Source organism: Streptomyces sp. NPDC058579, from assembly GCF_042718575.1.
GTDB lineage: Bacteria > Actinomycetota > Actinomycetes > Streptomycetales > Streptomycetaceae > Streptomyces.
In genome coordinates this window covers 195,433-219,962 of record NZ_JBHXPI010000006.1, presented here as the reverse complement: position 1 = coordinate 219,962, position 24,530 = coordinate 195,433, and the positions used below count along the sequence as shown (strand labels likewise).

The following is a 24,530-nucleotide window of genomic DNA, read 5'->3' as shown; positions in this document are numbered from 1 at the left end:
GCTCGCACGGCGGCCGCGGTCAGCCGAGGGTGACCGTGATCCGCTGGGTGGCGCCCGCCTTCGCCGTGGTGTCCACGCGCAGCCTCAGTGAGGGGCCGGTGGAGAGGACGGTGACGGAGGGGTCCTGGGAGACCACCCCGGACACCGCGCGGTTCCAGGTGATGTCGAGGCTGCTGAGCGTCTGCGTCGGATTGGCGACGCAGACCGTGGCGGTCGTACCGCTCGCGCGGACCATGACGGAGGCGGCGCCGGTGGAGGTGAGGGTGCCGACAGTGCCGCTGCCGTAGAAGTTGACGCCCGTGAAGCCGAGCGAGGGGACGTGGATTCCCTGCTGGTTGCCGGTGTTGGCGAGCACGCTCATCCAGCCGGAGTCGGCGGCCCGGGCGGCCGTGGCGGCGCTGTCGGCGCCGGGCATCAGGAGGTAGGAGTAACCGGCGCCCGTCGGATTGGTGCCGTGGTCGAACCAGAGCGTCAGATAGCGGCGGGTGAACGGCGTCGTCGACCCGGAGAGCCCGTTGATGTCGCTCCACGCTCCGGTGCGTTCCTGGCGGAGCGCCTTGACCGTGGCGCCGCCGGGGAAGACGTACCCGCCCATGCCCGCGAGGGAGGCCCAGCGGGCGCCCGTGAGGGTGGCCGACCAGCCCTGCGTGGCCGGCGTGGCGACTCCGTCGACGGTGAGGGCGTGCGTGCCGGTCGCGCCGAGATTCCGGTTCTCCACGATCGATTCGACGCCCGTGCCGTCGGTACAGCCGATGCCGGCGCCCAGGCAGACGACGGCGTCGTCGAGGAAGAACCAGGACTTGCGGCCGCCCAGGGTGGACTGCAGGCCGCGGATGTCCATGCCGAGCGCGGCGTACGTTCCGTCGCTCGCGCCGCCCGCCCAGGTGGAGGTCGGCCGCGGTGCGCCGAAGTCCCCGCCGGCGCCGTCGGCCAGGGCCTTCTTGGAGACGGTGGTGCCGGGCAGCCGGTAGGAGTCGACCGTGGGCCAGAAGGTGTCGGTGAACTGGCCGAGGGTGGTGTCCTTCCACCAGGAGAGCATGCCGGAGCCGGTGTGCCAGCCACGCTTGTTCTCCAGGTTCCCGAAGGCGTAGAAGGCGACGCGGCTGGAGGACATGGACAGGGCGGCGGCCCAGTTCGGGCGGCGGTGGGTGGCGCGGTCCATGGAGCCGAAGACGCGGTGCCCGACCGGTTCGGCGACGGCGGCCAGCGCCGCGTCGTCCCTGGCCGCCTTCAGGCGGGAGAGCGAGGCGACGTCGAGCGACGGGTTGGTCTCCAAGGTCAGGAAGTAGTCGCGCTGGAGCCAGCCCTTGACGATGCCCCGCCAGCGGGTCCGTTCGGTGGCGGTCGCCCCCATGGCGAGCATCAGGACGGCGGCCATGACGCCCTGCGCGCGGCCGTGGTCCCCGCCGACGAAGCCGTTGGTGCTGCCGGCCGAGAGCCCCCGGCTGACGGCCCGTCCACAGACGGCGTCCATGAGGAGGCCGTTGTAGACGAACGGGGCGAAGGAGCGCTCGACGGAGTCGAGCATCAGCTGCTTGCCGGGGTCGGTGATGTCCCAGGCGGAACCGCCGAGCAGGGCGAAGAGCCACGCGAGGCCGCTGAGGAGGACGGCACCGTACGAACCGGTGTAGGGGGTGTAGCTGTGCTGGATGAACGATCCGTCACGGTAGAAGCCGTCGCCCGAGGTGACGTACGGGAAGACCGGGGAGAGCCCGTCGCGGGCGCGGGTGATCTTCGCGGAGCTCTTGCCGACGACTCCGCGCAGGGCGACGACCTTGCAGAAGTCGACCCGGTTGGCGCTCTCGCCGTGCGGGGCGCCCACGTCGAGCTGGCTGTCGGGCACGAAGTGGTCGACCGCCGCGCAGTAGGCCGCCGTCTGCGCGGCGGAGAGGTGGTCGTACATCAGGACGCAGGTGTCGAGGAGCGCGGTCGGGGCGCCTATCTGGGCGTTCCACCACCAGTTGGCGCTGGGCAGGGTGAACGAGGCGTTGTAGACGCCGTCGTGGACGTGCTGCAGACCGGCGACTATGTCGGCGGCGAGCGAAGCGTCGCCTGTGAGTCCGGTGCCGGGCTGGGCGTGGGCGAGCGCCATGGTCTTCAGCCGGTTGTAGGTGGAGCTGACCGGGTCGCCGGAGAAGGAGGCGTAGGGCAGGTCCGGCCAGAGGGAGGAGCCCGAGGGCGCCATCGAGGAACGGTACGAGGCGGCCTTGGCGCCCAGCTCGCTCAGCCGGCCGGCGTAGAGCGGGTCGCTCGCGGTGAAGCCGGTGCCGAGCAGGAGTTCACGCCACTTCAGACGGAGCGCGTCGTAGGAGTCCGCCGCGAGGGCGGCGGGTGCGTCGACGACGCCGACGGCGAAGGCAGCGGCCATCGCGGCGGACAGGAAGGAACGGCGGGACCACGACGGCGTTGTCATGGGGGCCTCCAGGGGTGTGCGAGGGACAGGAGGGGGTTTCGGCGCCTCGAGCTCAGACCGCACGGAGCCAGATGGTGGTGTCCGGAGGCAGCAGGCCGTCGGCGAGGGGGCCGCTGGCGAGGAGCTGCTCCGTGTGCGCGGGCAGCTCGACGGGTTCGGAGGTGAGGTTGACCAGGCAGGTGAGGCCGGGCCCTCGGGTGAAGGCGAGGACTCCGTCGGCGGACGGGAGCCAGGCGAACGGGCCGTCGCCGAGGGCGGGTTCGGCGCGGCGGACGCGCAAGGCGGCGCGGTGGAGTTCCAGCGTGGATCCGGGGTCGCCGGTCTCCGCGGCGACGGTGTGGTCCTTCCAGGCCGGCGGCTGCGGCAGCCAGGGCTCCGTATCGGTATCGGACGGGCTGAAGCCGAAGGGGGCCTCGTCGCCCTCCCAGGGCAGGGGTACGCGGCAGCCGTCGCGGCCGGGATCCGTACCGCCGGACTGCTGGACGGCCGGGTCCTGGCGCAGAGCGAGGGGGATGTCCTCGACCTCCCACAGTCCGAGCTCGTCGCCCTGGTAGACGTAGACGCTGCCGGGCAGGGCGAAGCTGAGGAGGGCGGCGGCGCGGGCCCGTCGCGTTCCGAGGTCCAGGTCGACGGGGACGGGCTGGTGGCGCTCGGTGAAGGAGGTGTCCGCGCGGCCGTAGCGGGTGACGACGCGGGTCGCGTCGTGGCTGCCCAAGACCCAGGTGGCCGGGGCGCCGACGGGAGCGTGCAGCGTGAGTGTCTCGTCGATGACGGACCGCAGCGCTCCGTGCTCCCAAGGAGCCTGCAGGAACGGGAAGTTGAACGCGGTGTGCAGTTCGTCCTCGCGCAGGTAGCGCGGCAGGGCCTCGGGTGACACCCACAGTTCGCCGACGAAGACGCGCTCGCCCGGGTAGGAGTCGGCGAGCCGCCGCCACGAGCGGTAGATGTCGTGCACCTCGGGCCGGTCGCGGTGGGGTGCGGGCGTCCCGGGCGGAAGGGTTCCCTCGTCGGGGAGGCCGTCCTGCTTGACCAGGAGCGAGGCGACGTCGATACGGAAGCCGTCGACGCCCCGGTCGAGCCAGAACCGGAGGATGGACTCGAACTCCGCCCGCACCTGCGGCTGGTCCCAGTTCCAGTCGGGCTGCTGAGGAGCGAACATGTGCAGATACCACTCGCCCGGCGTGCCGTCGCCTTCGCTCGTACGGGTCCAGGCGGGGCCGCCGAAGGCCGACTGCCAGTCGTTGGGCGGCAGTTCGCCGTTCTCCCCCGCGCCGGGGCGGAAGTGGAAGAGCTGACGGGCCCGTGACCCGGGACCGTCGGCCAGCGCCGTGCGGAACCAGGGGTGCTGGTCGGAGCAGTGGTTGGGGACCAGGTCGACGATGATCCGCAGCCCGAGTTCATGGGCCTCGGTGATCAGCGCCTCGGCGTCCGCCAGGGTGCCGAAGAGCGGGTCGATGTCGCGGTAGTCGGCCACGTCGTAGCCCGCGTCGGCCATCGGGGAGACGTACCAGGGTGAGATCCACACCGCGTCGACGCCGAGGTCGCGCAGGTGCGGGAGCCGGGCCCGGATGCCGGTGATGTCACCGATGCCGTCGCCGTTCCCGTCGGCGTAGCTGCGCGGATAGATCTGGTAGATGGCGGCGCTGCGCCACCAGGGGGCGGACTGCTGGTCGTCGGACATGCGGGTCCTCCTACGGGGGCGGTACGGGGTCGAACGGGGGGCGGTACGGGGTGGTGCTGCTGCCAGACGCGGATGCCGCCCCGGAACGTAAATCGATTGCACGGGTCGGTCAAGAGATTGGTCGGGCCTCTTGAGGGAGAACGCCGGACGAACTCGCGCTGAATCAGGGAGAAGTGAACTCATCGATCGCAAATCATCAGACCTCTTACCGTCGGCCATCTTGACCTGGTTCAAGCCACACCCCTAGCCTCGCCGCCACGTAATCGATTGCACGCGATTCGGAGCAGCGATGTCCAGAGCCCTACCGTCCCGTCTCGGCCGAGCCACCGTCGCGGGGGCGGCCGTCGCAGGGGCCCTCGCGGTGTCGGTCCCCGTGCCTGCCCACGCCGAGGCCACCACCAACCTGGTCGTCAACGGCGACTTCGAGCAGGCCGCCGCCGACGGGACGATCGTCGGCTGGCCGCAGAACGAGACCCGGGCCAGTGGCCGCGCGCAGATCCTCGACGGCGCCGGCCCGGACGGCAGCCGGGCGCTCGCCCTGGACCTCGGGAACGCGGACGACAAGGCGGCGATCGGGCAGGACGTCCCCATCCCGGACACCGGCACGTTCCGCGCGTACCGCATCACCTTCGACGAGCGCGCGGTGGGCCTCTCCGGCTACGGCGGCGACCTGTGGGCCCGCAACTTCGGCCACGACGCCCTCATCGGACGGATCACCGGCGACACGCCCTGGCGCAAAGCCAGTGCCGTGGTACTCGCCCGTCCGAGCGCCCCGACCGTCAATCTGCTGCTCGCCCTGGAGCGAAGCACCGGCCGCCTACTCGTCGACAACGTGCGCGTGGAGCGCGTCGAGGGCGATGTGGTGGGCGCCAACGTCCAGCCGACCGGCGCCGTCCAGCTCACCTGGAACTTCGGCACCCTCGCGCAGCCCCCGGCCTCGTACGAGGTGCACCGCTCGGCCGACCGGAACTTCACGCCGCGGCGGAAGACGCTGATCCGCGCGGTGCCGGCCGCGTGGACCGCCGAGGACGGCTCGGCCCGTCCCGGCAAGCGCTACACGTACAAGGTCGTCGCCCTGGCCGCCGACGGCACGCACCTTGCGACGACCGGCGCGGAGACCGTGACCACGCCCTCCCGCTTCCTCGACGAGCAGCAGACGGACGTGTTGACGGCGACGTCGACGGCTGCTGCGCATGCGAACGCGACGGCGACCGGGACCGGGCAAGGGGCGCGCCTGGCGTGGCGGTTGAAGGCAGGCAGCAGGACTCCGGTGACCCTTCACGCGGGCGGCCCTGAGGTCGCTCAGGGCAAGCTCGGCAAGGCCCGCAAGGTCCGCACGTGCGGCGCCGACGACACGACCGGCGCGGTCACCCTGTCGGCCAAGGAGCTCAAGGGCGCGACCGGGTTCGCGCTCACCGGGCGGCACGGCGAGGTCCTCGCGACCGCGTCCCTCGGCGGCCTCGCCCACCCGAGGATGGGCGTCACGGACGAGCGGCTGAGCGCGATCCGCGCCGCGATCCAGCAGAGCGGTACGCCCAAGTCGACGTTCGACAGCCTGGTGAACCGGGTCGCCAAGGGACTCCCGGCCTACAACTACCGTCCGGGCGAGGCGCAGGCGGCCCTGGCCCATGACGCGGCACTCCTCTACCAGGTCACACAGGACCCGGCGTACGCGACGATCGCCTACGAGGCCGTCGTCGAGTCCGGCCGGACCATGCCGTTCGTCAACGGCACCGCGCACGCCGGACCCACTCCCCTGGAGACCGCCAACGCCGCCACTCCCCTGGCCACCGCCTACGACTGGGCGTACCAGGCGTGGACGGAGGAGCAGCGGGCCGAGGCGCAGAAGGTGCTCCAGCGCGTCGCCGCCCACCTGGAGGTCGCGTACCAGCCGAACTTCGCCCTGCCCACCAAGCAGAGCAACTGGACCGCGGTCGTACGGGGCGCCGAGCTGACGCTCCGTCTGGCCGTGCGTGGCGACGGACCGTTCAACCTGCAGGAGGGGCGGATACCCCAGCTGATCGACGACCTCGGCCGGCACCTGGACACCGCGTACTCGGAGGACGGCTGGGACCAGGAGGGACTCGACTACTTCGGCTACGGGCTCGGGGTCGGGGCGCCGGGAATCACCGGCTCCCTCGACGCCGGCATTGGCGCGCTGAAGGAGAAGTGGGAGCGCCCGCGGTTCGCGAACCTCCTGCTGCACGGGGTGTCCGCGCAGGCGGACAAGGCGCGTCTCCAGTGGGGTGTCGGTACGGCCACCGGCGGGGTGCCGATCCCCGGCCTGATCTTCACCCAGGTGCCGGCCGATCAGCGGGCGGCCTGGCTCTGGCAGTACGAGAGAACGGTCGGCGGCGGGGGCGGCACCTACGGGCTGCTCCACTACCCGTACGGGGTCGCCCCGCAGGACCCTGACGAGGCGCCCGAGAGCGTGCGCGCGGCGCTGCTCGACGACCACGTCGGCTCGTACCTCTTCCGGAGCCGGTACCAGGACAAGGACGACGTCCTGGTCGGCGTGCAGAACCGCAACGAGCACCACATCGGCTGGGGTGGTTCGGACACCTTCGCGCTGTCGCTGCTCGGCCAGGACGTGACCTGGGCGCAGCAGCCCGCGAAGAACACCTCGAAGCCGGAGCTGTTCTCCAAGCCGCTCGTCGACGGGAAGCCCGAGCAGCTCGCGGGCCGGGGCCGCACGCTGGAATCGAGGGCGTACGCGGGTCAGGGCGGCGGCTTCGTCGCCCTGGACGGCAGCGGGAACTACCGACTCGGCACGGCCCGGCGGGACATCGCGGTGGATCTGCGCCCGACGGGTGGGGCGGACTCCGTCGTCGCCGTCCACGACACCTTCGCCGACGCGGCCGCGCACACCTACGCCTGGCAGCTGTCCCCGGAGGCGGGTACGGCGATCAGCTTCGGTGAGAGCGAGTCCGGGGCCACGACCTTCCTCTTCAGGAAGGGCGACGGCTGGCTCAAGGGGTGGGTTCTCAACGCCGAGGGCGCGGAACTCTCCGTCGAGAAGGGCGCGTTCAGGGTGGTCAGGAGCGGGACGGAGGCGGACTTCCGTATCGTCCTGGCGGTCGGCAAGGGCGCCACGGTGCCGACGGCGGTCACCGAGGGCAGCACGCTGGTGCTCGGCGACACGTCCTTCGACCTGGACGACCTGAAGGGGCACCTCTCGGCCGCGGGCTGAGGGGTTGAGGGGCCGGTCGGTCAAGCAGGGCTGACTCGGCGCCGATGAGTCAGGCGCGGCGGATCCGAGGGCGATGGGTCAAGCGCGGCGTACCCGGGGTCGTACCGAATCACGGACCACGACATGCGTGCCGAGCACGACCTGCTGGTCGTGGCGGTGCTCCGGGTCGTCGCGCAGCACGGCCAGCCTCACGGCGGTGCGGCCGAGTTCCAGGAACGGGATCTGCACGGTGGTGAGGGCGGGGAACAGGTGCTCGGCGTGGGGCAGGGAGTTGTTGAACCCCACGACCGAGATCTCTTCCGGCACGGAGATCCCGCCCGCCCGCAGTTGGGCCATCGCGCAGCCGGCCACGTCGTCGTCCCAGGCGAACACGGCGGTGACATCGGCCGGCATCCCGCGCAGGATCTCGCGGATGCCGGCCGGTCCCATGTCGTTGTGGTTGCCGTGGTTGGCGATCAGCGCGGGGTCGGGGCGCAGACCGTGGCTCTCCAGGGCGCGGACATGGCCGGCGACGCGCCCCGCGGTGGTGGAGTTGTCGGGGCCGCCGAGGAAGAGGATCCGTTCGTGGCCCGCGGAGAGCAGATGGCTCGTGATCGCGAAGGCCCCGCCCTCGTTGTCGTAGTCGACCACGGTGAGGGGCAGTTCCGCTCCCGGGGAGGGTCGTCCGACGAGGACGAGGCGGGAGCCGGCCGCGTCGAGCTCGCGCGCGAGCGCGGCCACGCGGGTCCGATAGCGAGGGGTGTCCCGGACGCCCCCGATCAGGATCACGATGTCGGCGTTCTGCTCGGCCATCGTGGCCGCGAGGGAGAGCTCGCGGTCGTGGTCGGCCTGGGAGGAGGCGACCGTGCAGCGCATGCCCTCGACGGCCGCCTGCAGCTCGATCCCCCGGGCGATCTCGTTGTAGGGTCCGCCGCTGAGGGTGACGAGGACGATGCCGACCGTGTTGCTGCGCCCGCTCTTCAGCGCCCTGGCATGGGTGTTGACGACGTAGTGCAGCTCCTTCGCCGCGAGAAGTACCTTGGCGCGGGTGGAGTCCGTGAGCGGTTTGCCGGCCAGTACGCGCGAGACGGTGGCCGTCGACACCCCGGCTCGCCGTGCCACGTCGCGCATCGTGGCCTGTCGCCGCGAGGGCTGCGGCGCGGCATGCGCTTCGGTGGCCACCCAAACCTCCCCAGGACTCCTGTAATCGTTTGCATCCTGGCAGGAGGGCTGGTGAGGGTCAACGCGGCTGCGGCACACCTTGTCCCTTGTCCCAGGAGTCCAAGGATCACTACCGTGGACCGAAGAAAGCGCTTTCTGTTGTTCTATTGAGCGTCGAGTGCGTGTCGAGTAGCGAGCTATCGCGTAGGGAGAGACCCCGATGCCCCCTGTCACCCTTGCCGTCGTCGGTGCCGGAGACCGTGGGACCGGCCATGCGGCCTGGGCCCTGGCACACCCCGAGCGGGCGAAGGTCGTCGCGGTGGCCGAGCCGCGCCGCACGCGGCGGGAGCGGTTCGCGGCCGCCCACGGCCTGGAGCCCGCGGCGGCGGTGGACGACTGGAAGGCCCTGGCCGCGCGCGGGCGGGTCGCGGACGCGGTGCTGATCTGCACCCTCGACCGCGACCATCTGGAGCCGGTCCTCGCCTTCGCCGCGCTCGGCCACCACATCATGCTGGAGAAGCCGATGGCGCTGACGGAGGACGAGTGCCGCAGGATCGTCGACGCGGTGGAGAGCGCCGGAGTCACCCTGTCGGTGGGCCATGTGCTGCGGTACACGCCGTACACCCAGGCCCTGAAAGGCCTTGTCGACTCCGGCAGGATCGGCGACATCGTCAGCGTCCAGCACCTGGAGCCCGTCGGCTTCTGGCACCAGGCGCACTCGTTCGTCCGGGGCAACTGGCGTCGCGAGGACGAGGCGACGTCCATGCTGATGGCCAAGTCCTGCCACGATCTGGACTGGCTCCAGTACGTGCTCGGCGAACCGCCGGCGCGCGTCTCCAGCTTCGGCCGACTCTCCCACTTCCGCGCCGAGAACAGGCCCGCGGGCGCAGCCGACCGCTGTACGGACTGCGCGGTGGAGGTGGAGGCCGCCTGCCCGTACTCGGCCAAGCGCGACTACGGCGACCGCCTCGCCCGGGGAGGCCAGGGCGGCCACGGCTGGCCGTTGAGCGTGGTGGTCGACGATTTCACTCCCGAAGCCCTGGACTCGGCCCTGCGGGAGGGACCGTACGGGCGGTGCGTCTACGCCTGCGACAACGACGTGGTCGACCACCAGGTCGTGGCCATGGAGTTCGCCTCCGGTGCGACGGCCACGTTCACCATGACGGCCTTCACCGAGCAGGCCGACCGGCAGACCCGGATCTTCGGCACACGGGGTGAACTCCATGGCGACGGAAGGACGTTGCGGGTGTACGACTTCCTGACCCGCACCGAGGAGACCATCGACGTGTTCGGTGAGGGGTCGATGGACGCCGGAGGCGGTCACGGTGGCGGTGACGCGGGCCTGATGGACGCCTTCGTCGCGGCTGTGGCCACCGGTGACCCCGGTCTGGTGAAGTCCGGCCCGCGGGAGTCCCTCACCAGCCATCTCACCGTCCTTGCCGCCGAGCGGGCGCGCCTCGGCAGCACGGTCGAGACCGTGCACCGCCCCGCACCCGCCGCTGCCGCAGGTCCAGCGGCACGATGAGGGGGCCGGGGCCCGTCGCGGTTGTCGCGACGGGCCCCGGCTGCGACGCTCTCCGGCCGCGACGCTCCCTGTCGGCGTCGCGCGCCGTCGCGGATCAGGGTTGGGTGCAGTTGACGCGGGCGAACACGGTCAGCGGCTGGGTGCCCCTGTTCGTGGCCCGCACGGTCCACCCGGTGGGCGTCGGGTAGGACTCGTTGAAGAACACGGACGGGTTGCCGAGTCCGCCGCCCCCGGTCGGCACCTCACCTGCGGGGCATTCGGCGTGGGAGGTTCCGGTGACGCCCACGCCAAGCTGCGTGCCGTTGCTGGAGCGCGAGCTGTGGGGCGTGTTCGAGCAGACGACCTGGGTGGCGATCCGCTGCTGGAACGGGGAGGCGTTGAAGGCCCGTACGGTCCATTCGTCGCCGATGTCGGACGACTGGCTCACATACATCCTGTCGTTGCCCTGGGCCCCGCCGATGTTGCCGCCGCCCGTGACCTCCGTGCCTGCGGGGCAGGCCGCGCGGGCGATGCCCGACTCCCCCATCGGCACTTGCGTGGTGGGGATGCTCGATCGGCGGGTGTGCCCCTGCGGGGTGCAGATGCTCACGGCCCAGACGGTCTGCGGGGTGTCGGTCTCGTTGTAGACCTCTGCTTCCCAGCCCGCCGAGGACCACGAGGCGGTGATGAAGACTCCGTTACCAGTGGTCCGCACACCTCCCCCCGAGCTCTGCTCGGGCGACTGGCAGGGGACGTTGACGTTGACCCCCGAATGGGGGGCCACGGTCGAGGTGCGTCCCTCCGTGATGGTGTGCGGGGCCAGCTTCGGAGCGCCGCGCGGATCGGGGACGGCGGTGGCGGCCCCGGTGCACAGGGCGGCCGCGCAGAGCGTTCCGGCCATACCGAGGGCGGCCAGACTGAGCCGTTTCATGGTTACTCCAGGTGATCGAGCGAGGGAGAACTTCCACGTCAGGATCCCCGGAATGCAGCAAATGAATACACAGAGTCACCAGAACAGGTGATCGTGGCGGATGGCCCGCCCCTTCGGCACTGAGGCGGCACTCAGGCGGTACTCAAAGGCGGACGGCCGGGCCGCCGGAATTCGGCTGGCCTGGCTGTCGCGGTGGCCCGTAGCATCCGCGCATGGTCGAGGACGTGGCAGAAGCCGTACCGGTGCGCGTGGCCGGGGAGAATCCCGAGCAAGGGGACGCAGGGTCGCCCCGTCAGGTGTCCTGGCGCGGTCAGGGCGTCGCCTTCGCGCCGCTCGACATCGACGACGCGGAGTTGATCCACGCCTGGCGTGCCGACCCCGTGGCCGCCCACGAGATCGGCATGTGGCCGCGCACCCTCTCCGCCGTGCGCGAGCGCATCGAGCGCGACCGCGACGAGAACGACCGCGACGACTTCCTCGTCCTCCTCCCCGACGGCACGCCGATCGGCCACATCGCCCTGTTCGACCAGGACTTGGTCGACGGCACCGCCGAGATCCTGCTGATGCTGGACCCCGACCACCGGGGCAGGGGCCACGGCGTGGACGCAGTGGACGCGCTGGTCGACCTCGCCTTCGGCGAACTGCCCATGCACCGCGTTCAGGCCATCACCCACTCCACCAACACCGCGGCCCTCGACGTCCTGGCGAAGGCCGGGTTCGTACAGGAGGGGGTACGCCGCTCCGCCTGTCTGCACCGGGGCCGACGCTACGACGTGGCGGTCCTGGCCCTGCTGCGGGACGAGTGGCAGGCGCTCACGCGCCCCCGCTCATGGGACGTACCGGCAGCAGGCCACTGACCTCGCGGTCCGGCGCCCCTGACGGCCGTACCGCCGACCGATGTGCCGGTGCCCGCAGGCGACAGACCAGGGCGCCGCACTTCCGCGCGACCGATCAGGCCTCATCGATCAGGCCTCGGTGCGCAGTCCCGCCAGCAGCCGGTCGAGCGCCTGCTCCCCGGCCTGCGCGTCCCCGCCGCGCGCGATCCAGAGCGCGGCCTCGTTCATCGCCCCGGAGAGGAGCCGGGCCAGGGGCTCCACCGGCTGATCGGCGATGATCCCGGCTGCGGCGAGCGCCTCCAGGGCCTCGGTGAGGTGGCGGGCGGAGGACTCTTCGTCGAGGGCCCTCCACTCGTCCCAGCCCAGTACGGTCGGCGCGTCGACCAGCAGGATCTGGCGTACGGCCGGGTCGGTCCCCGCAGCCAGGAAGGCCCGGCAGCCGGCCCGGAGTTGCTCCCAGAGGCCCTCGTGCCGCTCGGCGGCGGTCGCCACCCGCTCGCCCAGTTCGTGCTGGACCTCGGCGACGACGGCCCGGAAGAGCCCCGCCTTGCTGTCGAAGTGGTGGTAGGCGGCCCCCTTGGTGACCCCGGCGGCCTGCGCCACCTCGGCCAGCACCACGTGGTGGTACCCGTCGGCCGCGAACCGCCGCCGACCTTCGGCCAGTAGCGCCTGCCGCGTTGCCGCCCGTTGCTCCGCCCGGTTGACCGCCATGGTGCGCACCGCCCTTTCCATTTCGCATACCGGGGGTATGCTAACCCCATGGTTCGCATACCCTGGGTATGCGAAATGGATCTGAAGGGGCCCTGCCATGACGAACGAGCACACGACCACCCCTACCCCCACCCCCACGGCAAAGCTCGGCGGGTTCTACCCGGTGCTCGCCACCCGGGACGTGGAAACTTCCCGCGACTTCTACACCCGTCACCTCGGGTTCGAGGTGACCTTCGAAGCGGACTGGTACGTCAGCCTGCGCCGCCCGGACGCGCCGCAGTACGAACTGGCGCTGCTGGACCACGCCCACCCGACCGTCCCCGAGGGCCACCGGGGCGCGCTCCAGGGCGGCTTGATCCTGAACTTCGAGGTGGACGACGTGGACTCCGAGCACCAGCGGCTCGTGGCGGAGGCCGGCCTTCCCGAGGTCCTGTCGCTGCGTACGGAGGAGTTCGGCCAGCGCCACTTCATCGTCGCGGCCCCTGATGGTGTGCTGATCGACGTCATCACTGTCGTACCGCCCAGCGAGGAGTACGCCGCCCTCTACACCGACGCCGACACCGACGCCTGACTTCTCGTGGGTCAGCTGCCGGCCGTTGCGACGAGGCGTCGCAGGGTGGCGTGTGCGGGTGGGCCCCAGGTGGGCTTGCCGCCGGGGCGGCCGTGGGCGCCGGCGTCACCGATGAGGATGCAGGCGAGGGCGCGCAGCACCGCCCAGCCGCGGGCGCGCCGCAGGGTCGCGGCGTCCGGGGTCGGCCGGTAGGCCTCATGGAAGCGGTCGGTGGCGCCGTCCGGCAGGAGCACCCAACAGGCGGCGAGGTCGCAGGCCGGATCGCCCGCGAAGAGGTCGCCGAAGTCGATCACGCCACAGAAGGTGCCGGCCGCGGTGAGGACGTTGGCCGGATGCAGGTCGCCGTGGAGCCAAAGCGCCGGACCGTCCCAGTCGGGCGCGGTGGCTGCGTCCTCCCAGACCGCGCGGACTGCGTCCGGGTCGGGGATCAGGCCCAGCTCGGTGACCGCGGCGAGCTGCCGGGCGAACCCTGCTGCATACTGCGCCAGCGGTCCCCCGCGGTCACGGCCGATGGGAGCCCCGGTGGGAGCGGGTCGGTGAAGTGCCGTCAGGAAGCCGGCCAGGGTGTCGGCCGCCTCCGCGCCGCGCGTGGCGGGGGCGCGGTCGGCGGGCTCGCCCGGCACCCAGGTGGTGACGATCCAGGGCCGGGGGAACCGCTCGGAGGGCTCGCCGAGGCGCTGTGGGACGGGGATCGGCAGCGGAAGGTGCGGGGCGAGGGCGGGTAGCCAGGCGTACTCCTTGCGGAGCAGCGCGTCCGCGGACCGGGTCGCCCAGGGCAACCGTACGGCGAGGTCGTCGCCGAGCCGCCACAACTGGTTGTCCCAACCACGCGCGCCGAGCTTCACGGGGAGATCCGCCAGGTCGGGGTGCTGGTCGCGGAGCAAATCCCGGACCAACTCCGCCGTGATGTCGATGTCGATCTCGATCTCGGTGTGGGTCATGCGGAGCAACGGTAATCGGGGCGGTCCTGGTCCACCTGGCGGGAGTGGAGGTGCGGGTGGTGATCGAGGAAGCTGCTCCAGTGGCCACAGGCCTCGTCCAAGTGCCCGACTCTCAGCAGAGATTCGGGCAGCCTGGCATGGGTGAGGGCGACCCCGCGTTCAGGAGCACCTCCACGTCCACTTACCGCGCGTGGTGAAGACGGCCGCCTCATGACCGATCGCTGATGGCCGACCGGCGGCGTCAGGTGTTCACCGTCGCAGGGCATGCCGGCCGGGGTGGGCAGGTCGTTGAACGTGTTGAACGCTCGGTGCCGCCGCTTTCGCGTGGTGGCCGCCGAGGACAGAATGCCGCCATGCCGATGATCTCGATCGCCGCCGAACAGGTTGCCGTCGCCGTCGACGCCCGAAGCCGCGGCGGAGTCGTTCTTGTCGCGGTCGACGGGATGGGTGGATCAGGTAAGTCGACTTTGGCGACAGCCCTGGTGGACTTGTGCGGTGCCGTGGTGGTCCATGGTGACGACTTCTACCGGCCCATGGACGCGGAGGAGCGTGCCGGACTGGACCCGGTGGAGGGGTACCACCGGTACTTCGACTGGCAGCGGCTCCGCGCGGAAGTGCTCGCCCCGCTCGCGGCCGGCCGCGATGCCGCGTACCGGCGCTACGACTGGGCGACCGGAGCGCTGGCCCCCGACGAGATCCATGGCGTTTCCGCCTCCGGCGTCGTCATCGTGGAGGGCGTGTACACCGCCCGGCCCGAACTCGCGGACTACTACGACCTGTTGGTGTACGTCGACACTCCCCGTGAGGTGTCACTGCGGCGCCTGCGTGAGCGCGGTGACGATCACGGAGCGATCGACTGGGAGTCACGCTGGCGGCTGGCCGAGGAGCACTATCTGGCCACGGCCCGTCCCCGGGAGCGAGCCCATCTGGTGGTTCCCGGCTTCAGTCCGAGCCGTGGTCATGGTGGAGCGTGATCCCGCCGTCAGGTTCGGTGCGGGTCGGCCGTCGGTCGTGCCGCTCGCATGTCGTGGGTGAGGGGGAAGGAGCCGGCGTGGGTGAGTGCGATCTCCTGCCACGCGCCCGGGAAGGTGACGTCCGTGATGGCGAGGAGTCGGCCGCGATGGTCGTACAGGTGGCGGCGGATGGCCAGTTCGGGTGGGGCAGGGGTGTCGCGTCGTGGATCCTCCCGGGTGACGGTGACCGTTTCCTTGACGGTCGGTCGGATCCCGGAGCGGGTGAGCCAGTGGTGCAGCAGCCGCAGATCGGGGTCGATCACCGGTAACCGCGTGACGTACCGGGAGAGTTCGGGGATCTCCAGGGTGGCTGTGGGGGCGAAGTGGGTGAGGGCTTCGTGTGTCGGCTCTCCCGAGGCGTTGACGAAGCGTTGGTGGTGCGTCAGCGCCGGGCGGGTGCGCAGGATGCCCAGGGCGTCGGCCATGGCCGGTGAGACCGGTGCGCTGAAGAGGCGGCCCTCGTGCGCGCTGCCGGCGGCGCCCACCGGGAACAGGTGCCCGGTTCCCTCCGGGTTGGTGGTCGCGGGGCGGTCGACGGGTGGTGCGGACTGCCGGGCGGCGCCGTTCACGTAGGTGCCCCGGCGGTCGGTCACCACGAGTCCCCGCTGTCGAAGCCACTGGAGTGCGGCCCTGACGGTCTGCCTGTTGACGGCGAACGTCTCGGCGAGAGCACGTTCGGCGGGGAGTTTGGTGTGTTCGGGCATGTGGCCCTGCGCTATCTCCCGCTCCAGGTGCGTGGCGATGCGCAGATAGGCGGGGGCTGGGGTGGGCCGGTGGTGCAGGGGGCGAGACACGTCAACGTCACCTCACGGAATGTGATGGTCCGGGCGCGGTGCGGCATCAAGCTAGCATTGGTCTACACCTTTCCGTCAAACGGCGCGGGCCCGCTTCCGTCGCACCAAGTGACGTGCACCGACAGGGCGTTCCATCGCCCGGCAGCGAACCCCGCGCCATAACTTGTCCGGACTACTTTAGCGGCCCCCCCTGTCGGAGCTTGCGCGAACCTGATAGAAACTGCGCGTTCCTGAGTGTTCGTGAGTTCAACTGGTTCCGTACGCGTCCCATCGCCCGGAGGCACGGATGAAGCCCAACCGCCGCGACCTCAACCTCACCCGCCCAGTACCGGAGGGACGCATGAACCACGAACCTCGACCGCTCGTTCTCGCCGCGGGAGGCATCGGCCTGGTCCTGGACCTCGCCGGGCCCTCGCTTCCGCGGGTGCTGCACTGGGGCGCCGCCCTGGACCCGTCCGTCGACGGGGACGCGGCCTTCGCCGCGAGCGGCGCGGGTACGGCGGACGACGCCCGGACGGCGGGCAGCGGGGTGACATACGGGGTTCCGCTCGTCCCGCTGCAGTCCGAGGGGTGGCCGGGGCGGCCCGGCATCCGCGGTGACCGGGCCGGGCGGTGGCCGCACCTGCGGCCGCTGCTGACCGAGCCCGTCACGCACACGGCCGACGACAGCGGCGGCTCCGTCGTGACCGCGCGCCGCTGACGCCGAGGCCGGTGTCGCCCTCACCTGCGAACTGCGGCTCACCGCCGAGGGCGTGGTCGGCATCAGGCACACCGTGGCCAACACCGCAGTCAACACCGGCGACGACCACTGGACCGTGGCCGCGGCCCGGCCGTCCCTCCCGGTCCCCGAGGACGCCGCCGAACTGCTCGACTTCTCCGGCCGCTGGGGCTTCGAACGCGCTCCTCAGCGCTCCCCGTTCGTCCACGGCCTGCATCTGCGCGAGACGCGGCAGGGCCGGCCCGGGCACGACTCCGCCACCCTGCTCGTCGCGGGAACTCCCGGGTTCGGCTTCCGCCACGGCCAGGTGTGGGCCGTGCACGTGGCCTGGAGCGGCGAGAGCGAGTACGGCGCCGAGCGATCCGCCGACCATAGCGGTGCTCTCTCCGGCGGCGAACTGCTCGCCTCCGGAGAGGTGCGGCTGGCGCCCGGTGAGTCCTACGCCTCCCCATGGGTGTACTTCGTCCACTCCGGCCACGGTCTGGACGGAATCGGCGACCGGCTGCACCGCATGCTGCGCGCCCGCCCCCACCACCCGCGAACGCCGCGGCCGGTCGTCCTCAACACCTGGGAGGCGGTCTATTTCGACCACGACCTCGACCGGCTCAAGGCACTCGCCGACCGGGCCCATCAGGTCGGTGTCGAGCGGTTCGTGCTCGACGACGGCTGGTTCCGGGGCCGCCGCGGCGACAGCGCCGGGCTCGGCGACTGGTATGTCGACGAGAAGATCTGGCCGAACGGACTGCGTCCGCTGACCGACCACGTCCGCTCGCTCGGCATGGACTTCGGGCTGTGGTTCGAGCCCGAGATGGTCAACCCCGACTCCGACCTGGCCCGTGAGCATCCCGACTGGCTCCTCGCCGCGCCCGGCCGGCTACCCGAGGCCCATCGCAACCAGCACGTCCTGGACCTCGCCCGCCCCGAGGTGTTCGCCCACCTCGCCGAGCGGATCGACGCGCTGCTCACCGAGTACCCCATCGCGTACGTCAAGTGGGACCACAACCGTCCCCTCGTCGAGGCCGTCCACGACGGCGCGGCCGGCGTGCACCGCCACACCCGGGCCGTGTACGCGCTCATCGACCGCATCCGGGGGCTCCACCCCGGGGTGGAGATCGAGTCCTGCGCCTCCGGCGGCGGGCGCGTCGACCTCGGCATCATCGAGCGCACCGACCGTGTCTGGGCCTCGGACACCAACGACCCCGTCGATCGCCAGCACATCCAGCGCTGGACCGGGCTCCTGCTCCCGCCCGAGCTCGTCGGCAGCCACGTCGGCCCGGCCACCGCGCACGTCACCGGCCGCACCACCCGGCTCGGTTTCCGCTGCGCCACGGCCCTGTTCGGCCATGCCGGGATCGAATGGGACCTCACCGGGTGCACGGAGGAGGAGCTGGGCGAACTCGCGTCCTGGGTCGCCCTCTACAAGCGCCGGCGCGAACTGATCCACACCGGTACCACCGTACGGGCTGACCACCCCGACCCCGCCGCCCTGCTCCACGGCGTCGTCGCCGCCGACCGTGGCCGCGCCCTGTACTGCTACGCCCAGACCGGCGCATCCGTCGCGGACGCTCCCGTACGACTGCGCCTGCCGGGCCTCGCGGACGACGCCTCGTACCGGGTCACGCTCACCCCGGAGGTGGCCCCGCATGCCCAGGTACCCGGCCCCCTCGCGACGACCGGCGTCACGACCACCGGACGAGTCCTGGCCGTACTCGGCCTCTCCGTACCGCGGCTCGCCCCCGGCGACGCGCTGCTGCTGGAAGTGGAGCGACTGGAAGCGTGAGTGCCATGAGCGACATGAGTGAAACGTCGGGTGAGCTCCTGGGGTATCCGCGCGATGCCCGGCTGCTGATCGTCAACTGCGACGACTTCGGGATGTATCCGGCGATCAACGCGGCGGTGATCGAGTCGATCGAAGAGGGCATCGCGGCGTCGTGCAGCCTGATGGTCCCGTGTCCGGCGGCGGCGCCGACGCCGGGCTCGCGCCGACCCATCTGGACTTCCACTGTCTGGCCGACGGCGGCCGCGACGACGTCCTGGACCTGACCGTGGCCCTGGCCGCCGAGTACGGACTCGCGGTCCGGGTGTGGCTCGACCCCGCGCGCCGGGTGCTGCGGGGTCGCGGGCTGCCGGTCACCGACAACGACTTCCTGGACAGCTACTCGCTCGCCATCGAGGGCAAGGCGGCCCGCTACGTCCAGCTGCTGCGCGACCTGCCCGCAGGCCTGAACGAGTGGGCGGTCCACCCCGGTCTCGGTACGCCGGATTCGCGGACCCCGGGTTCTCCCGGCGCGCACCCACCCTTCACATTTCCCGCACTCCGCATTCTGATCGATTCGATCACAATCGATCGATACGCTGGGAGGCAGAGGCGTACGGTAGCGCCTCCCGAGGGATTCAAGGGATTCAGGGGGAGCCATGCGGCATCACGTCGATCATCGTCACGACCGGGTACTCGAACTCGTGCGGGCGCGCGGAAGTATCCGGGTCACCGAGCTCGCGTCCGAGCTGGGGGTCTCCCCCGTGACCCTGCGGCGGGACGTGGAGGCGTTGGCCGCGCTGGGCAAGGTGCAGCGGATGCACGGTGCGGTCGTCTGGCCGGGTGAGGCGGCCGGGCGGGCGGAGGAGCCGGAGGCCGGGGGCGTGGTGATCGGGATGATCGTGCCGACCACGACGTACATCTTCGGGGACGTCGTCCTCGGGGCCCGCAAGGCCGTCGAGGCGCAGGGCGGCCGGCTGGTGCTCGGTGTGTCCGGGTATGTCGACAGCGAGGACCCCGTGCAGGCGGAGCATCTGCTGGCCAGCGGGGCCGAGGGGCTGCTCGTGGCGCCCAGCTGGTTCGGCGGGGTGCCCGCCGACGGTCAGGAGGAGTGGCTCCTCGCCTGCGGGGCGCCGACGGTGCTCGTGGAGCGTACGGCGCCTGCCGTCAATCCGGCGGCCACGCTCGACCGGGTGCGTACCGACCGTGCGCACGGCGCCGCGCTCGCGGTGAACCATCTCGCGTCCCTCGGTCACCGTTCGGTCGCCGCCGTGCTGCAGGAGGGCCCGCACGCGACGGGCATCACCGCCGGGTACCTCAACTCGGTGCGGTCGCTGGGCCTCGAGACCGTGCCGGGCTCACCGTTCACCCGCGGGTCGGGCGCGGAGTACGACGACGTGGCGGAGTACCTCGTCGAGGCCGTCGAGCGGCACGGGGTCACGGCGGCCCTGGTGCACAGCGACGAGGACGCCATCGTGCTGGTCCCCCGGCTTCAGGCCCGCGGCATCAGCGTTCCGGAGGACCTCGCGCTGGTCGCGTACGAGGACGAGGTGGCCGCGCTGGCCGACGTACCGCTGACGGCGATCGCCCCGCCCAAGCAGGCGGTCGGCGAGCTGGCGGCGAAGCTGCTGCTCGAGCGGCTGGCCGAGCGGAGCTCGGGGAGCGAGCCGGGGCCGCGTCAACACCTGGATCTGCTGCCGAAGTTGAGGATCCGTGCCTCGTGCGGGGCCCTCCAGGGGGCACCGGACGCGGGATGAACTTCTTGATCGTAACTCGATCGTTTTGATTGTCTTGTGCGTTTACTCTTGACGGTGATCGAGTTGGCGAAAAAGATGTGCCTCGTTCGCCTCTTTCTCCCCGTCGAGGTTTCTGTAGGAGCCGTGCCATGTCGCGCAGTTCACGCTCGTTCCGTATAGCCGCCACCGCCACCGTCGCCGCCCTCGGCCTGCTCGCCACCGCCTGCGGTGGCGGCGAGGACGGCTCGTCCGACGCCTCCGCCGACGGCAAGCCGGTCATCCTCACCTACTGGACCTGGACGGGTGGCGCGAAGGCCACCGTCGACGAGTTCAACCGGACCCACAAGGACATCCAGGTCAAGTTCACCGAGATCACCGGTGGCGCGGAGGGCTACGGCAAGCTCTCCAACGGTGTGAAGGCGGGCAACGCGCCCGACGTGGCGACCATCGAGTACCAGATGGTCCCCGAGTTCGCGAGCCAGGGGCACCTCGTCGACCTCACCGAACACGCCGGTGACACCGTCAAGGAGAAGTTCCCCAAGGCCATCCAGGACCTGGTGACCTTCGGCGGCAAGACCTGGACCGTGCCGTTCGACGCCGCGCCGCAGGTCTTCTACTACCGCACGGACCTGTTCAAGAAGTACGGCATCGAGGTCCCCAAGACCTGGGACGAGTTCCGGGTCGCCGCCGAGAAGGTCAAGAAGGCCGACAAGAACGTCCGACTGGCCAACATGACCAAGTCCGACCCCGCCCTGCTCGCCGCGCTCTCCTGGCAGGCCGGCGGCAAGTGGTTCGGCACCCAGGGCGACGCGTGGAAGGCCGGCGTCGACGACGCCGCGTCCAAGAAGGTCGCCGCCTACTGGGACGACCTGGTCAAGAACGACCTCGTGCAGAGCTACACCGGCTGGAGCCCGGAGGAGACCAAGGCCCGGGTCGAGGGCAAGACCCTCGCCATCCTCGGCGCCTCCTGGTCCGCGGCCGGCATGAAGACCAACCTGCCGGACCAGTCGGGCAAGTGGGCCGCCGCGCCCATGCCGAACTGGGGCACCCCGGCCAGCGGCAACTACGGTGGCAGCTCCTACGGCGTGCTGAAGGGCAGCAAGAACGCCGCGGCCGCCGCCGAGTTCATCAAGTGGATCACCACCAACGGCGACGCGGTCAAGGCCCGGCTCAGCGACCCGAAGAAGCCCAGCAGCGCCCTGCCGGCCAACCCCGAGATGCGGGCGGTGGCCGCCGCGCAGTTCGACACCGCGTACTTCAACGGCCAGGACCTCTACAAGCTGGCCTCCGAGCAGGTCGACACGATCGTTCCCGGCTGGACCTGGGGCCCGAACCAGATGGACGTCTACACCGCCATCCAGGACGAGACGGCCAAGACCGGCTTCGCCGGCGGTGTCACCGCCGGCCAGGCGAAGGCCAAGTCGGGCATCCAGGAGCGCGGGCTGAAGCTCGCCGAGTGACCCGGTGGGGCCCGGCCGGTCCCTGACCCCGGCCGGGCCCCGCCGTCCCACACCCCCGGACCCGCAGCGCCCACCCGCCAAGGAGCACCCGTGGCAGCACCACTCGCGAAGGCCGCGCCGCCGCCCGCGGCCGGCGGCACCCGTGCCGGCAGCCCGCGCACCAGCCGTACCCGTAACGGCAGTTCACAGCTCAAGCGCAACCAGCGCGCCGTGGCCGCCCTGTTCATCGTCCCGTTCTTCGTCCTTTTCGCGGCCATGACCGCGGCGCCCATCATCTACGCCGTGTGGATGAGCCTGTTCAGCGAGAAGTCCTCGGGACTCGGCTTCGGCGGCACCGAGCGCACGTTCTCCGGCATCGAGAACTTCGTCTCGGCGTTCTCGGACGCGGGCTTCCGCGAGTCGTTCCTGCACATCGCCACGTACTGCACGCTGTACATCCCGGTCATGATCGGCGGGGCGCTCGCCCTCGCGCTGCTGATCGACTCGGCCGTGGCCCGCGCCCGGCGCTTCTTCCAGCTCGCGCTCTTCCTGCCGCACGCCATCCCCGGGCTCATCGCGTCGATCCTCTGGATCTACCTCTACACCCCGGGACTCAGCCCGGTGCTCGACTGGATCGAGGCCGCGGGCGGCTCGTGGGACTTCTTCAGCTCCGACCACGTGTTCTCGTCCATCGTGAACCTCACCGCCTGGCAGTGGATGGGGTACAACATGATCATCTTCTATGCCGCCCTGCAGGCCATCCCCCGCGAACTCATCGAGGCCGCGGACATCGACGGGGCCGGGCCGATCCGGACCGCGCTGCAGATCAAGGTGCCCATGATCGCCTCGGCGGTCGTGATGGCCGTCCTGTTCACCTGTGTCGGCGCCATCCAGCTGTTCACCGAGCCCAAGCTCCTCGGCCAGCGCGGTACCGCCGCCGTCGACACCGAGTGGTCGCCCACCATGTACATCTGGAAGGCGGCCTTCCTCCAGCACGACTACGGGCTCGCCGCCGCCGCGTCCCTGATGCTCGCCGCGCTCGGCGTCGTGCTCTCGTACATCGTCACCAAGATCGGAAACCGGTGGAAGGCGGCATGAGTACTCACACGGTCACCCAGGAACCCGCGGCCGCCGAAGCACGCGCCGGCGGTGCCGCCGCCGCGCGGAAGCTCCGCTCCCCCCGCCGCGACCCGCGCCGCAAGCGCCCGGGCAGTCTGCTCTCCAAGGGCGTCGTCAACGGCGTGCTGCTCCTCGTCTCGTTCTACATGCTGATGCCCGTCAGCTGGCTGCTCTTCGCCGCCACCAAGAACCACGGCGACCTCTTCTCCAGCAGCGGTTTCTCCTTCGCGGACTTCAACCTCTTCTCCAACCTCGCCGACGTCTTCACCTTCAACGACGGCATCTACCTGCGCTGGCTCGGCAACAGCGTGCTCTACTCCGTGGTCGGTTCGGCCGCCTCGACGCTGCTGTGCGTCGCCACCGGCTACGCCTTCGACAAGTACGAGTTCCGCGGCAAGGAGAAGCTGTTCGGGATCGTCCTCGGCGGGCTCCTCGTCCCCGCCACGGTGATCCAGCTGCCGCTGTACCTGCTGGCCTCCGAGGTCGGCCTGGTCAACACGTACTGGGCGCTGCTGCTGCCCGCGATGGTCAACCCGTTCGGCGTCTACCTGGCCCGGGTCTTCTCCGAGGGGTACGTGCCCAACGAGGTCCTGGAGGCCGCCCGCGTGGACGGCGCCGGTGAGGTGAGCATGTTCGCGCGGATCGCGCTGCCGATGCTCTCGCCCGGCTTCATGACCATCTTCCTCTTCTCGTTCACCGGAAGCTGGAACAACTTCTTCGGCGCGCTGGTCATGCTCAACGACGACGAGCTGTACCCGGTCAACCTCGGCCTGTTCATGTGGAACAGCACCACTCAGCTGCAGCCCGAGTTCTACACGCTGGTGATCACCGGTTCGCTCGTCGCCGTCGTCCCGCTCATCATCGCCTTCATCTGCCTGCAGCGCTTCTGGCGCTCGGGCCTCACCGCAGGCGCGGTGAAGTGACCGTGCCCGTACCGGAAGGCTCCGTTCTGAACGACGACCACACCGCCGGGGCGGAAGCCGCGCAGCGGCCCCGCACCCTGCTGGCCATGGACGCCGGCATTCACGCCCAGCTCCTCGCCGAGGGCGCCCTCGACCGGCTGGCGCGCGTCGCGGCGGTGGACACCGACCGGTTCGTCAGGGACTTCGCCGACGTCGAACCGGCCGCGCTCGCCGAGACCGAGGTGCTCTTCACGCACTGGGGTGCCCCGCTGCTCACCGCGGACGCGCTGCGCGCGATGCCCCGGCTGCGGGCCGTCATCCATGCCGCCGGGTCCGTCAAGCACCACGTCACCGACGCGGTGTGGGAGCGCGGCATCGCCGTCTCCACCGCCGCAGAAGCCAACGCGCTGCCGGTGGCCGAGTTCACGCTCGCCACGATCCTCTTCACCGGCAAGCGGATGCTCGACAGCGCCCGGGCCTACCGGGAGGCCCGCGACCAGGTGCCCCTCCTCGAGTACTTCGCCGGCCACGGCAACCACCGCCGTACCGTCGGCATCGTCGGCGCGTCGCGGATCGGCCGCCGCGTCCTCGAGCTGCTGCGCCCGTTCGACTTCGAGGTCCTGCTCTACGACCCGTACGTGGAGGCGGCGGAGGCCGAGAGGCTCGGCGCGCGGTCGGTGGACCTCGACGAACTCGTCCGGCGCAGCAGCGTGGTCTCCATCCACGCTCCCCAACTCCCGGAGACGCGGAACATGTTCGACCGGCGGCGGCTGGCGCTGCTGCGGGACGGGGCCACGCTCGTCAACACCGCACGCGGCTCCCTCGTCGACACCGAGGCGCTCACCGAGGAGCTGTCGACCGGCCGGATCCAGGCCGTGCTCGACGTCACCGAGCCCGAGGTGCTGCCTCCCGGTTCGCCGCTCTACACGCTGCCCAACGTGCTGCTCACCCCGCACATCGCCGGTTCCCTCGGCAACGAGCTCGTCCGCATGACCCATTGGGCGACCGACGAGGTGGAGCGCCTCGCCCGGGGCCTGCCCCTCGCCCATGGCGTCGGCCCGGACGAGCTCGCCCACTCCGCCTGACCACCGCCTCCCGCTGTCCCGCCCGCTGTCCCTCCCGCCGTCCGGCCCGA

At 71.1% G+C, this 24,530-nt stretch carries 20 protein-coding genes and 1 pseudogene; 14 read left to right on the top strand and 7 right to left on the bottom strand.

Going from position 1 to position 24,530, the window contains the following annotated elements:
- Positions 1-19: 19 nt before the first annotated feature.
- Both ACFWRO_RS11390 and ACFWRO_RS11385 read right to left on the bottom strand, forming a co-directional pair.
- Positions 20-2,413 carry a polysaccharide lyase 8 family protein gene (locus ACFWRO_RS11390; protein WP_384507679.1) on the bottom strand — a complete coding sequence of 798 codons (2,394 nt, stop codon included), beginning with the start codon at positions 2,411-2,413 and terminating at the stop codon, positions 20-22.
- A 52-nt stretch (positions 2,414-2,465) separates the two neighbouring features.
- Entirely contained in the window at positions 2,466-4,094 is a 1,629-nt protein-coding gene (locus ACFWRO_RS11385; RefSeq protein WP_384507676.1) for a glycoside hydrolase family 13 protein, read from the bottom strand.
- Positions 4,095-4,383: 289 nt separating this feature from the next.
- Here ACFWRO_RS11385 and ACFWRO_RS11380 point away from each other — a divergent pair, with 289 nt between their 5' ends.
- Positions 4,384-7,284 carry a hypothetical protein gene (locus ACFWRO_RS11380; protein ID WP_384507673.1) on the top strand — a complete coding sequence of 967 codons (2,901 nt, stop codon included), beginning with the start codon at positions 4,384-4,386 and terminating at the stop codon, positions 7,282-7,284.
- A 78-nt stretch (positions 7,285-7,362) separates the two neighbouring features.
- Here ACFWRO_RS11380 and ACFWRO_RS11375 read toward each other — a convergent pair whose 3' ends face one another.
- On the bottom strand, positions 7,363-8,445 hold the full coding sequence (locus ACFWRO_RS11375; RefSeq protein WP_384507670.1) for a LacI family DNA-binding transcriptional regulator: 1,083 nt from the start codon (positions 8,443-8,445) through the stop codon (positions 7,363-7,365).
- A gap of 199 nt (positions 8,446-8,644) precedes the next feature.
- Between ACFWRO_RS11375 and ACFWRO_RS11370 the strand changes: the two genes are divergently transcribed.
- Complete coding sequence (locus ACFWRO_RS11370; RefSeq protein ID WP_384507667.1) at positions 8,645-9,949, top strand: Gfo/Idh/MocA family protein; 1,305 nt, start codon at positions 8,645-8,647, stop codon at positions 9,947-9,949.
- Positions 9,950-10,043: 94 nt separating this feature from the next.
- On the opposite strand, the gene ACFWRO_RS11365 is transcribed toward ACFWRO_RS11370, so the two are convergent.
- Positions 10,044-10,859: a hypothetical protein gene (locus ACFWRO_RS11365; protein ID WP_384507663.1), complete on the bottom strand. Its 816-nt coding sequence runs from the start codon at positions 10,857-10,859 to the stop codon at positions 10,044-10,046.
- Between the two features lie 212 nt (positions 10,860-11,071).
- Between ACFWRO_RS11365 and ACFWRO_RS11360 the strand changes: the two genes are divergently transcribed.
- The gene (locus ACFWRO_RS11360; protein WP_384507660.1) at positions 11,072-11,716 is read left to right on the top strand and encodes a GNAT family N-acetyltransferase; all 645 of its coding nucleotides are present in this window, start codon (positions 11,072-11,074) and stop codon (positions 11,714-11,716) included.
- Between the two features lie 108 nt (positions 11,717-11,824).
- Here ACFWRO_RS11360 and ACFWRO_RS11355 read toward each other — a convergent pair whose 3' ends face one another.
- Positions 11,825-12,406, bottom strand: a complete 582-nt coding sequence (locus tag ACFWRO_RS11355; RefSeq protein WP_384507903.1) for a TetR/AcrR family transcriptional regulator — start codon at positions 12,404-12,406, stop codon at positions 11,825-11,827.
- Between the two features lie 97 nt (positions 12,407-12,503).
- Here ACFWRO_RS11355 and ACFWRO_RS11350 point away from each other — a divergent pair, with 97 nt between their 5' ends.
- Positions 12,504-12,977 carry a VOC family protein gene (locus ACFWRO_RS11350; protein ID WP_384507657.1) on the top strand — a complete coding sequence of 158 codons (474 nt, stop codon included), beginning with the start codon at positions 12,504-12,506 and terminating at the stop codon, positions 12,975-12,977.
- A gap of 11 nt (positions 12,978-12,988) precedes the next feature.
- On the opposite strand, the gene ACFWRO_RS11345 is transcribed toward ACFWRO_RS11350, so the two are convergent.
- Positions 12,989-13,918, bottom strand: coding sequence for an aminoglycoside phosphotransferase family protein (locus ACFWRO_RS11345; protein ID WP_384507654.1), 930 nt, complete (start codon positions 13,916-13,918; stop codon positions 12,989-12,991).
- 353 nt (positions 13,919-14,271) lie between these two features.
- Here ACFWRO_RS11345 and ACFWRO_RS11340 point away from each other — a divergent pair, with 353 nt between their 5' ends.
- Positions 14,272-14,892, top strand: coding sequence for a uridine kinase (locus tag ACFWRO_RS11340; protein ID WP_384507651.1), 621 nt, complete (start codon positions 14,272-14,274; stop codon positions 14,890-14,892).
- 8 nt (positions 14,893-14,900) lie between these two features.
- Here ACFWRO_RS11340 and ACFWRO_RS11335 read toward each other — a convergent pair whose 3' ends face one another.
- The gene (locus ACFWRO_RS11335) at positions 14,901-15,725 is read right to left on the bottom strand and encodes a GntR family transcriptional regulator (protein WP_384507648.1); all 825 of its coding nucleotides are present in this window, start codon (positions 15,723-15,725) and stop codon (positions 14,901-14,903) included.
- A 340-nt stretch (positions 15,726-16,065) separates the two neighbouring features.
- On the opposite strand from ACFWRO_RS11335, the gene ACFWRO_RS11330 reads away from it, so the two are divergent.
- The 9 genes and pseudogenes from ACFWRO_RS11330 to ACFWRO_RS11290 all read left to right on the top strand — a co-directional run bounded on the left by ACFWRO_RS11330 (position 16,066) and on the right by ACFWRO_RS11290 (position 24,480).
- Positions 16,066-16,425 carry a hypothetical protein gene (locus ACFWRO_RS11330; RefSeq protein ID WP_384507645.1) on the top strand — a complete coding sequence of 120 codons (360 nt, stop codon included), beginning with the start codon at positions 16,066-16,068 and terminating at the stop codon, positions 16,423-16,425.
- Positions 16,426-16,477: 52 nt separating this feature from the next.
- A complete protein-coding gene (locus ACFWRO_RS11325; RefSeq protein WP_384507642.1) occupies positions 16,478-18,223 on the top strand; it encodes an alpha-galactosidase in 1,746 nt (581 codons plus the stop codon).
- Between the two features lie 5 nt (positions 18,224-18,228).
- Complete coding sequence (locus ACFWRO_RS11320) at positions 18,229-18,486, top strand: ChbG/HpnK family deacetylase (protein WP_384507639.1); 258 nt, start codon at positions 18,229-18,231, stop codon at positions 18,484-18,486.
- Positions 18,375-18,647 (top strand): annotated as a pseudogene (locus tag ACFWRO_RS11315) (hypothetical protein); the annotation flags it as partial. The gene ACFWRO_RS11320 and the pseudogene ACFWRO_RS11315, both read left to right, overlap by 112 nt.
- A 211-nt stretch (positions 18,648-18,858) precedes the next feature.
- Complete coding sequence (locus tag ACFWRO_RS11310; RefSeq protein WP_384507636.1) at positions 18,859-19,956, top strand: substrate-binding domain-containing protein; 1,098 nt, start codon at positions 18,859-18,861, stop codon at positions 19,954-19,956.
- Positions 19,957-20,084: 128 nt separating this feature from the next.
- On the top strand, positions 20,085-21,395 hold the full coding sequence (locus tag ACFWRO_RS11305; RefSeq protein ID WP_384507633.1) for an ABC transporter substrate-binding protein: 1,311 nt from the start codon (positions 20,085-20,087) through the stop codon (positions 21,393-21,395).
- Positions 21,396-21,485: 90 nt separating this feature from the next.
- Positions 21,486-22,472, top strand: coding sequence for a carbohydrate ABC transporter permease (locus ACFWRO_RS11300; protein WP_384507630.1), 987 nt, complete (start codon positions 21,486-21,488; stop codon positions 22,470-22,472).
- The gene (locus ACFWRO_RS11295; RefSeq protein ID WP_384507627.1) at positions 22,469-23,416 is read left to right on the top strand and encodes a carbohydrate ABC transporter permease; all 948 of its coding nucleotides are present in this window, start codon (positions 22,469-22,471) and stop codon (positions 23,414-23,416) included. Before ACFWRO_RS11300 ends, ACFWRO_RS11295 begins: the two co-directional genes overlap by 4 nt.
- A gap of 86 nt (positions 23,417-23,502) precedes the next feature.
- The gene (locus ACFWRO_RS11290) at positions 23,503-24,480 is read left to right on the top strand and encodes a hydroxyacid dehydrogenase (protein WP_384507900.1); all 978 of its coding nucleotides are present in this window, start codon (positions 23,503-23,505) and stop codon (positions 24,478-24,480) included.
- Positions 24,481-24,530: the final 50 nt, after the last annotated feature.

Bases quoted from the DNA above. Each gene is read 5' to 3' on its own strand.
- ACFWRO_RS11390 (WP_384507679.1), bottom strand. From the start codon at position 2,413: ATGACAACGCCGTCGTGGTCCCGCCGTTCCTTCCTGTCCGCCGCGATG.
- ACFWRO_RS11385 (WP_384507676.1), bottom strand. From the start codon at position 4,094: ATGTCCGACGACCAGCAGTCCGCCCCCTGGTGGCGCAGCGCCGCCATC.
- ACFWRO_RS11380 (WP_384507673.1), top strand. From the start codon at position 4,384: ATGTCCAGAGCCCTACCGTCCCGTCTCGGCCGAGCCACCGTCGCGGGG.
- ACFWRO_RS11370 (WP_384507667.1), top strand. From the start codon at position 8,645: ATGCCCCCTGTCACCCTTGCCGTCGTCGGTGCCGGAGACCGTGGGACC.
- ACFWRO_RS11365 (WP_384507663.1), bottom strand. From the start codon at position 10,859: ATGAAACGGCTCAGTCTGGCCGCCCTCGGTATGGCCGGAACGCTCTGC.
- ACFWRO_RS11360 (WP_384507660.1), top strand. From the start codon at position 11,072: ATGGTCGAGGACGTGGCAGAAGCCGTACCGGTGCGCGTGGCCGGGGAG.
- ACFWRO_RS11355 (WP_384507903.1), bottom strand. From the start codon at position 12,406: ATGGCGGTCAACCGGGCGGAGCAACGGGCGGCAACGCGGCAGGCGCTA.
- ACFWRO_RS11350 (WP_384507657.1), top strand. From the start codon at position 12,504: ATGACGAACGAGCACACGACCACCCCTACCCCCACCCCCACGGCAAAG.
- ACFWRO_RS11345 (WP_384507654.1), bottom strand. From the start codon at position 13,918: ATGACCCACACCGAGATCGAGATCGACATCGACATCACGGCGGAGTTG.
- ACFWRO_RS11340 (WP_384507651.1), top strand. From the start codon at position 14,272: ATGCCGATGATCTCGATCGCCGCCGAACAGGTTGCCGTCGCCGTCGAC.
- ACFWRO_RS11330 (WP_384507645.1), top strand. From the start codon at position 16,066: ATGAACCACGAACCTCGACCGCTCGTTCTCGCCGCGGGAGGCATCGGC.
- ACFWRO_RS11320 (WP_384507639.1), top strand. From the start codon at position 18,229: ATGAGCGACATGAGTGAAACGTCGGGTGAGCTCCTGGGGTATCCGCGC.
- ACFWRO_RS11310 (WP_384507636.1), top strand. From the start codon at position 18,859: ATGCGGCATCACGTCGATCATCGTCACGACCGGGTACTCGAACTCGTG.
- ACFWRO_RS11305 (WP_384507633.1), top strand. From the start codon at position 20,085: ATGTCGCGCAGTTCACGCTCGTTCCGTATAGCCGCCACCGCCACCGTC.
- ACFWRO_RS11295 (WP_384507627.1), top strand. From the start codon at position 22,469: ATGAGTACTCACACGGTCACCCAGGAACCCGCGGCCGCCGAAGCACGC.
- ACFWRO_RS11290 (WP_384507900.1), top strand. From the start codon at position 23,503: ATGGACGCCGGCATTCACGCCCAGCTCCTCGCCGAGGGCGCCCTCGAC.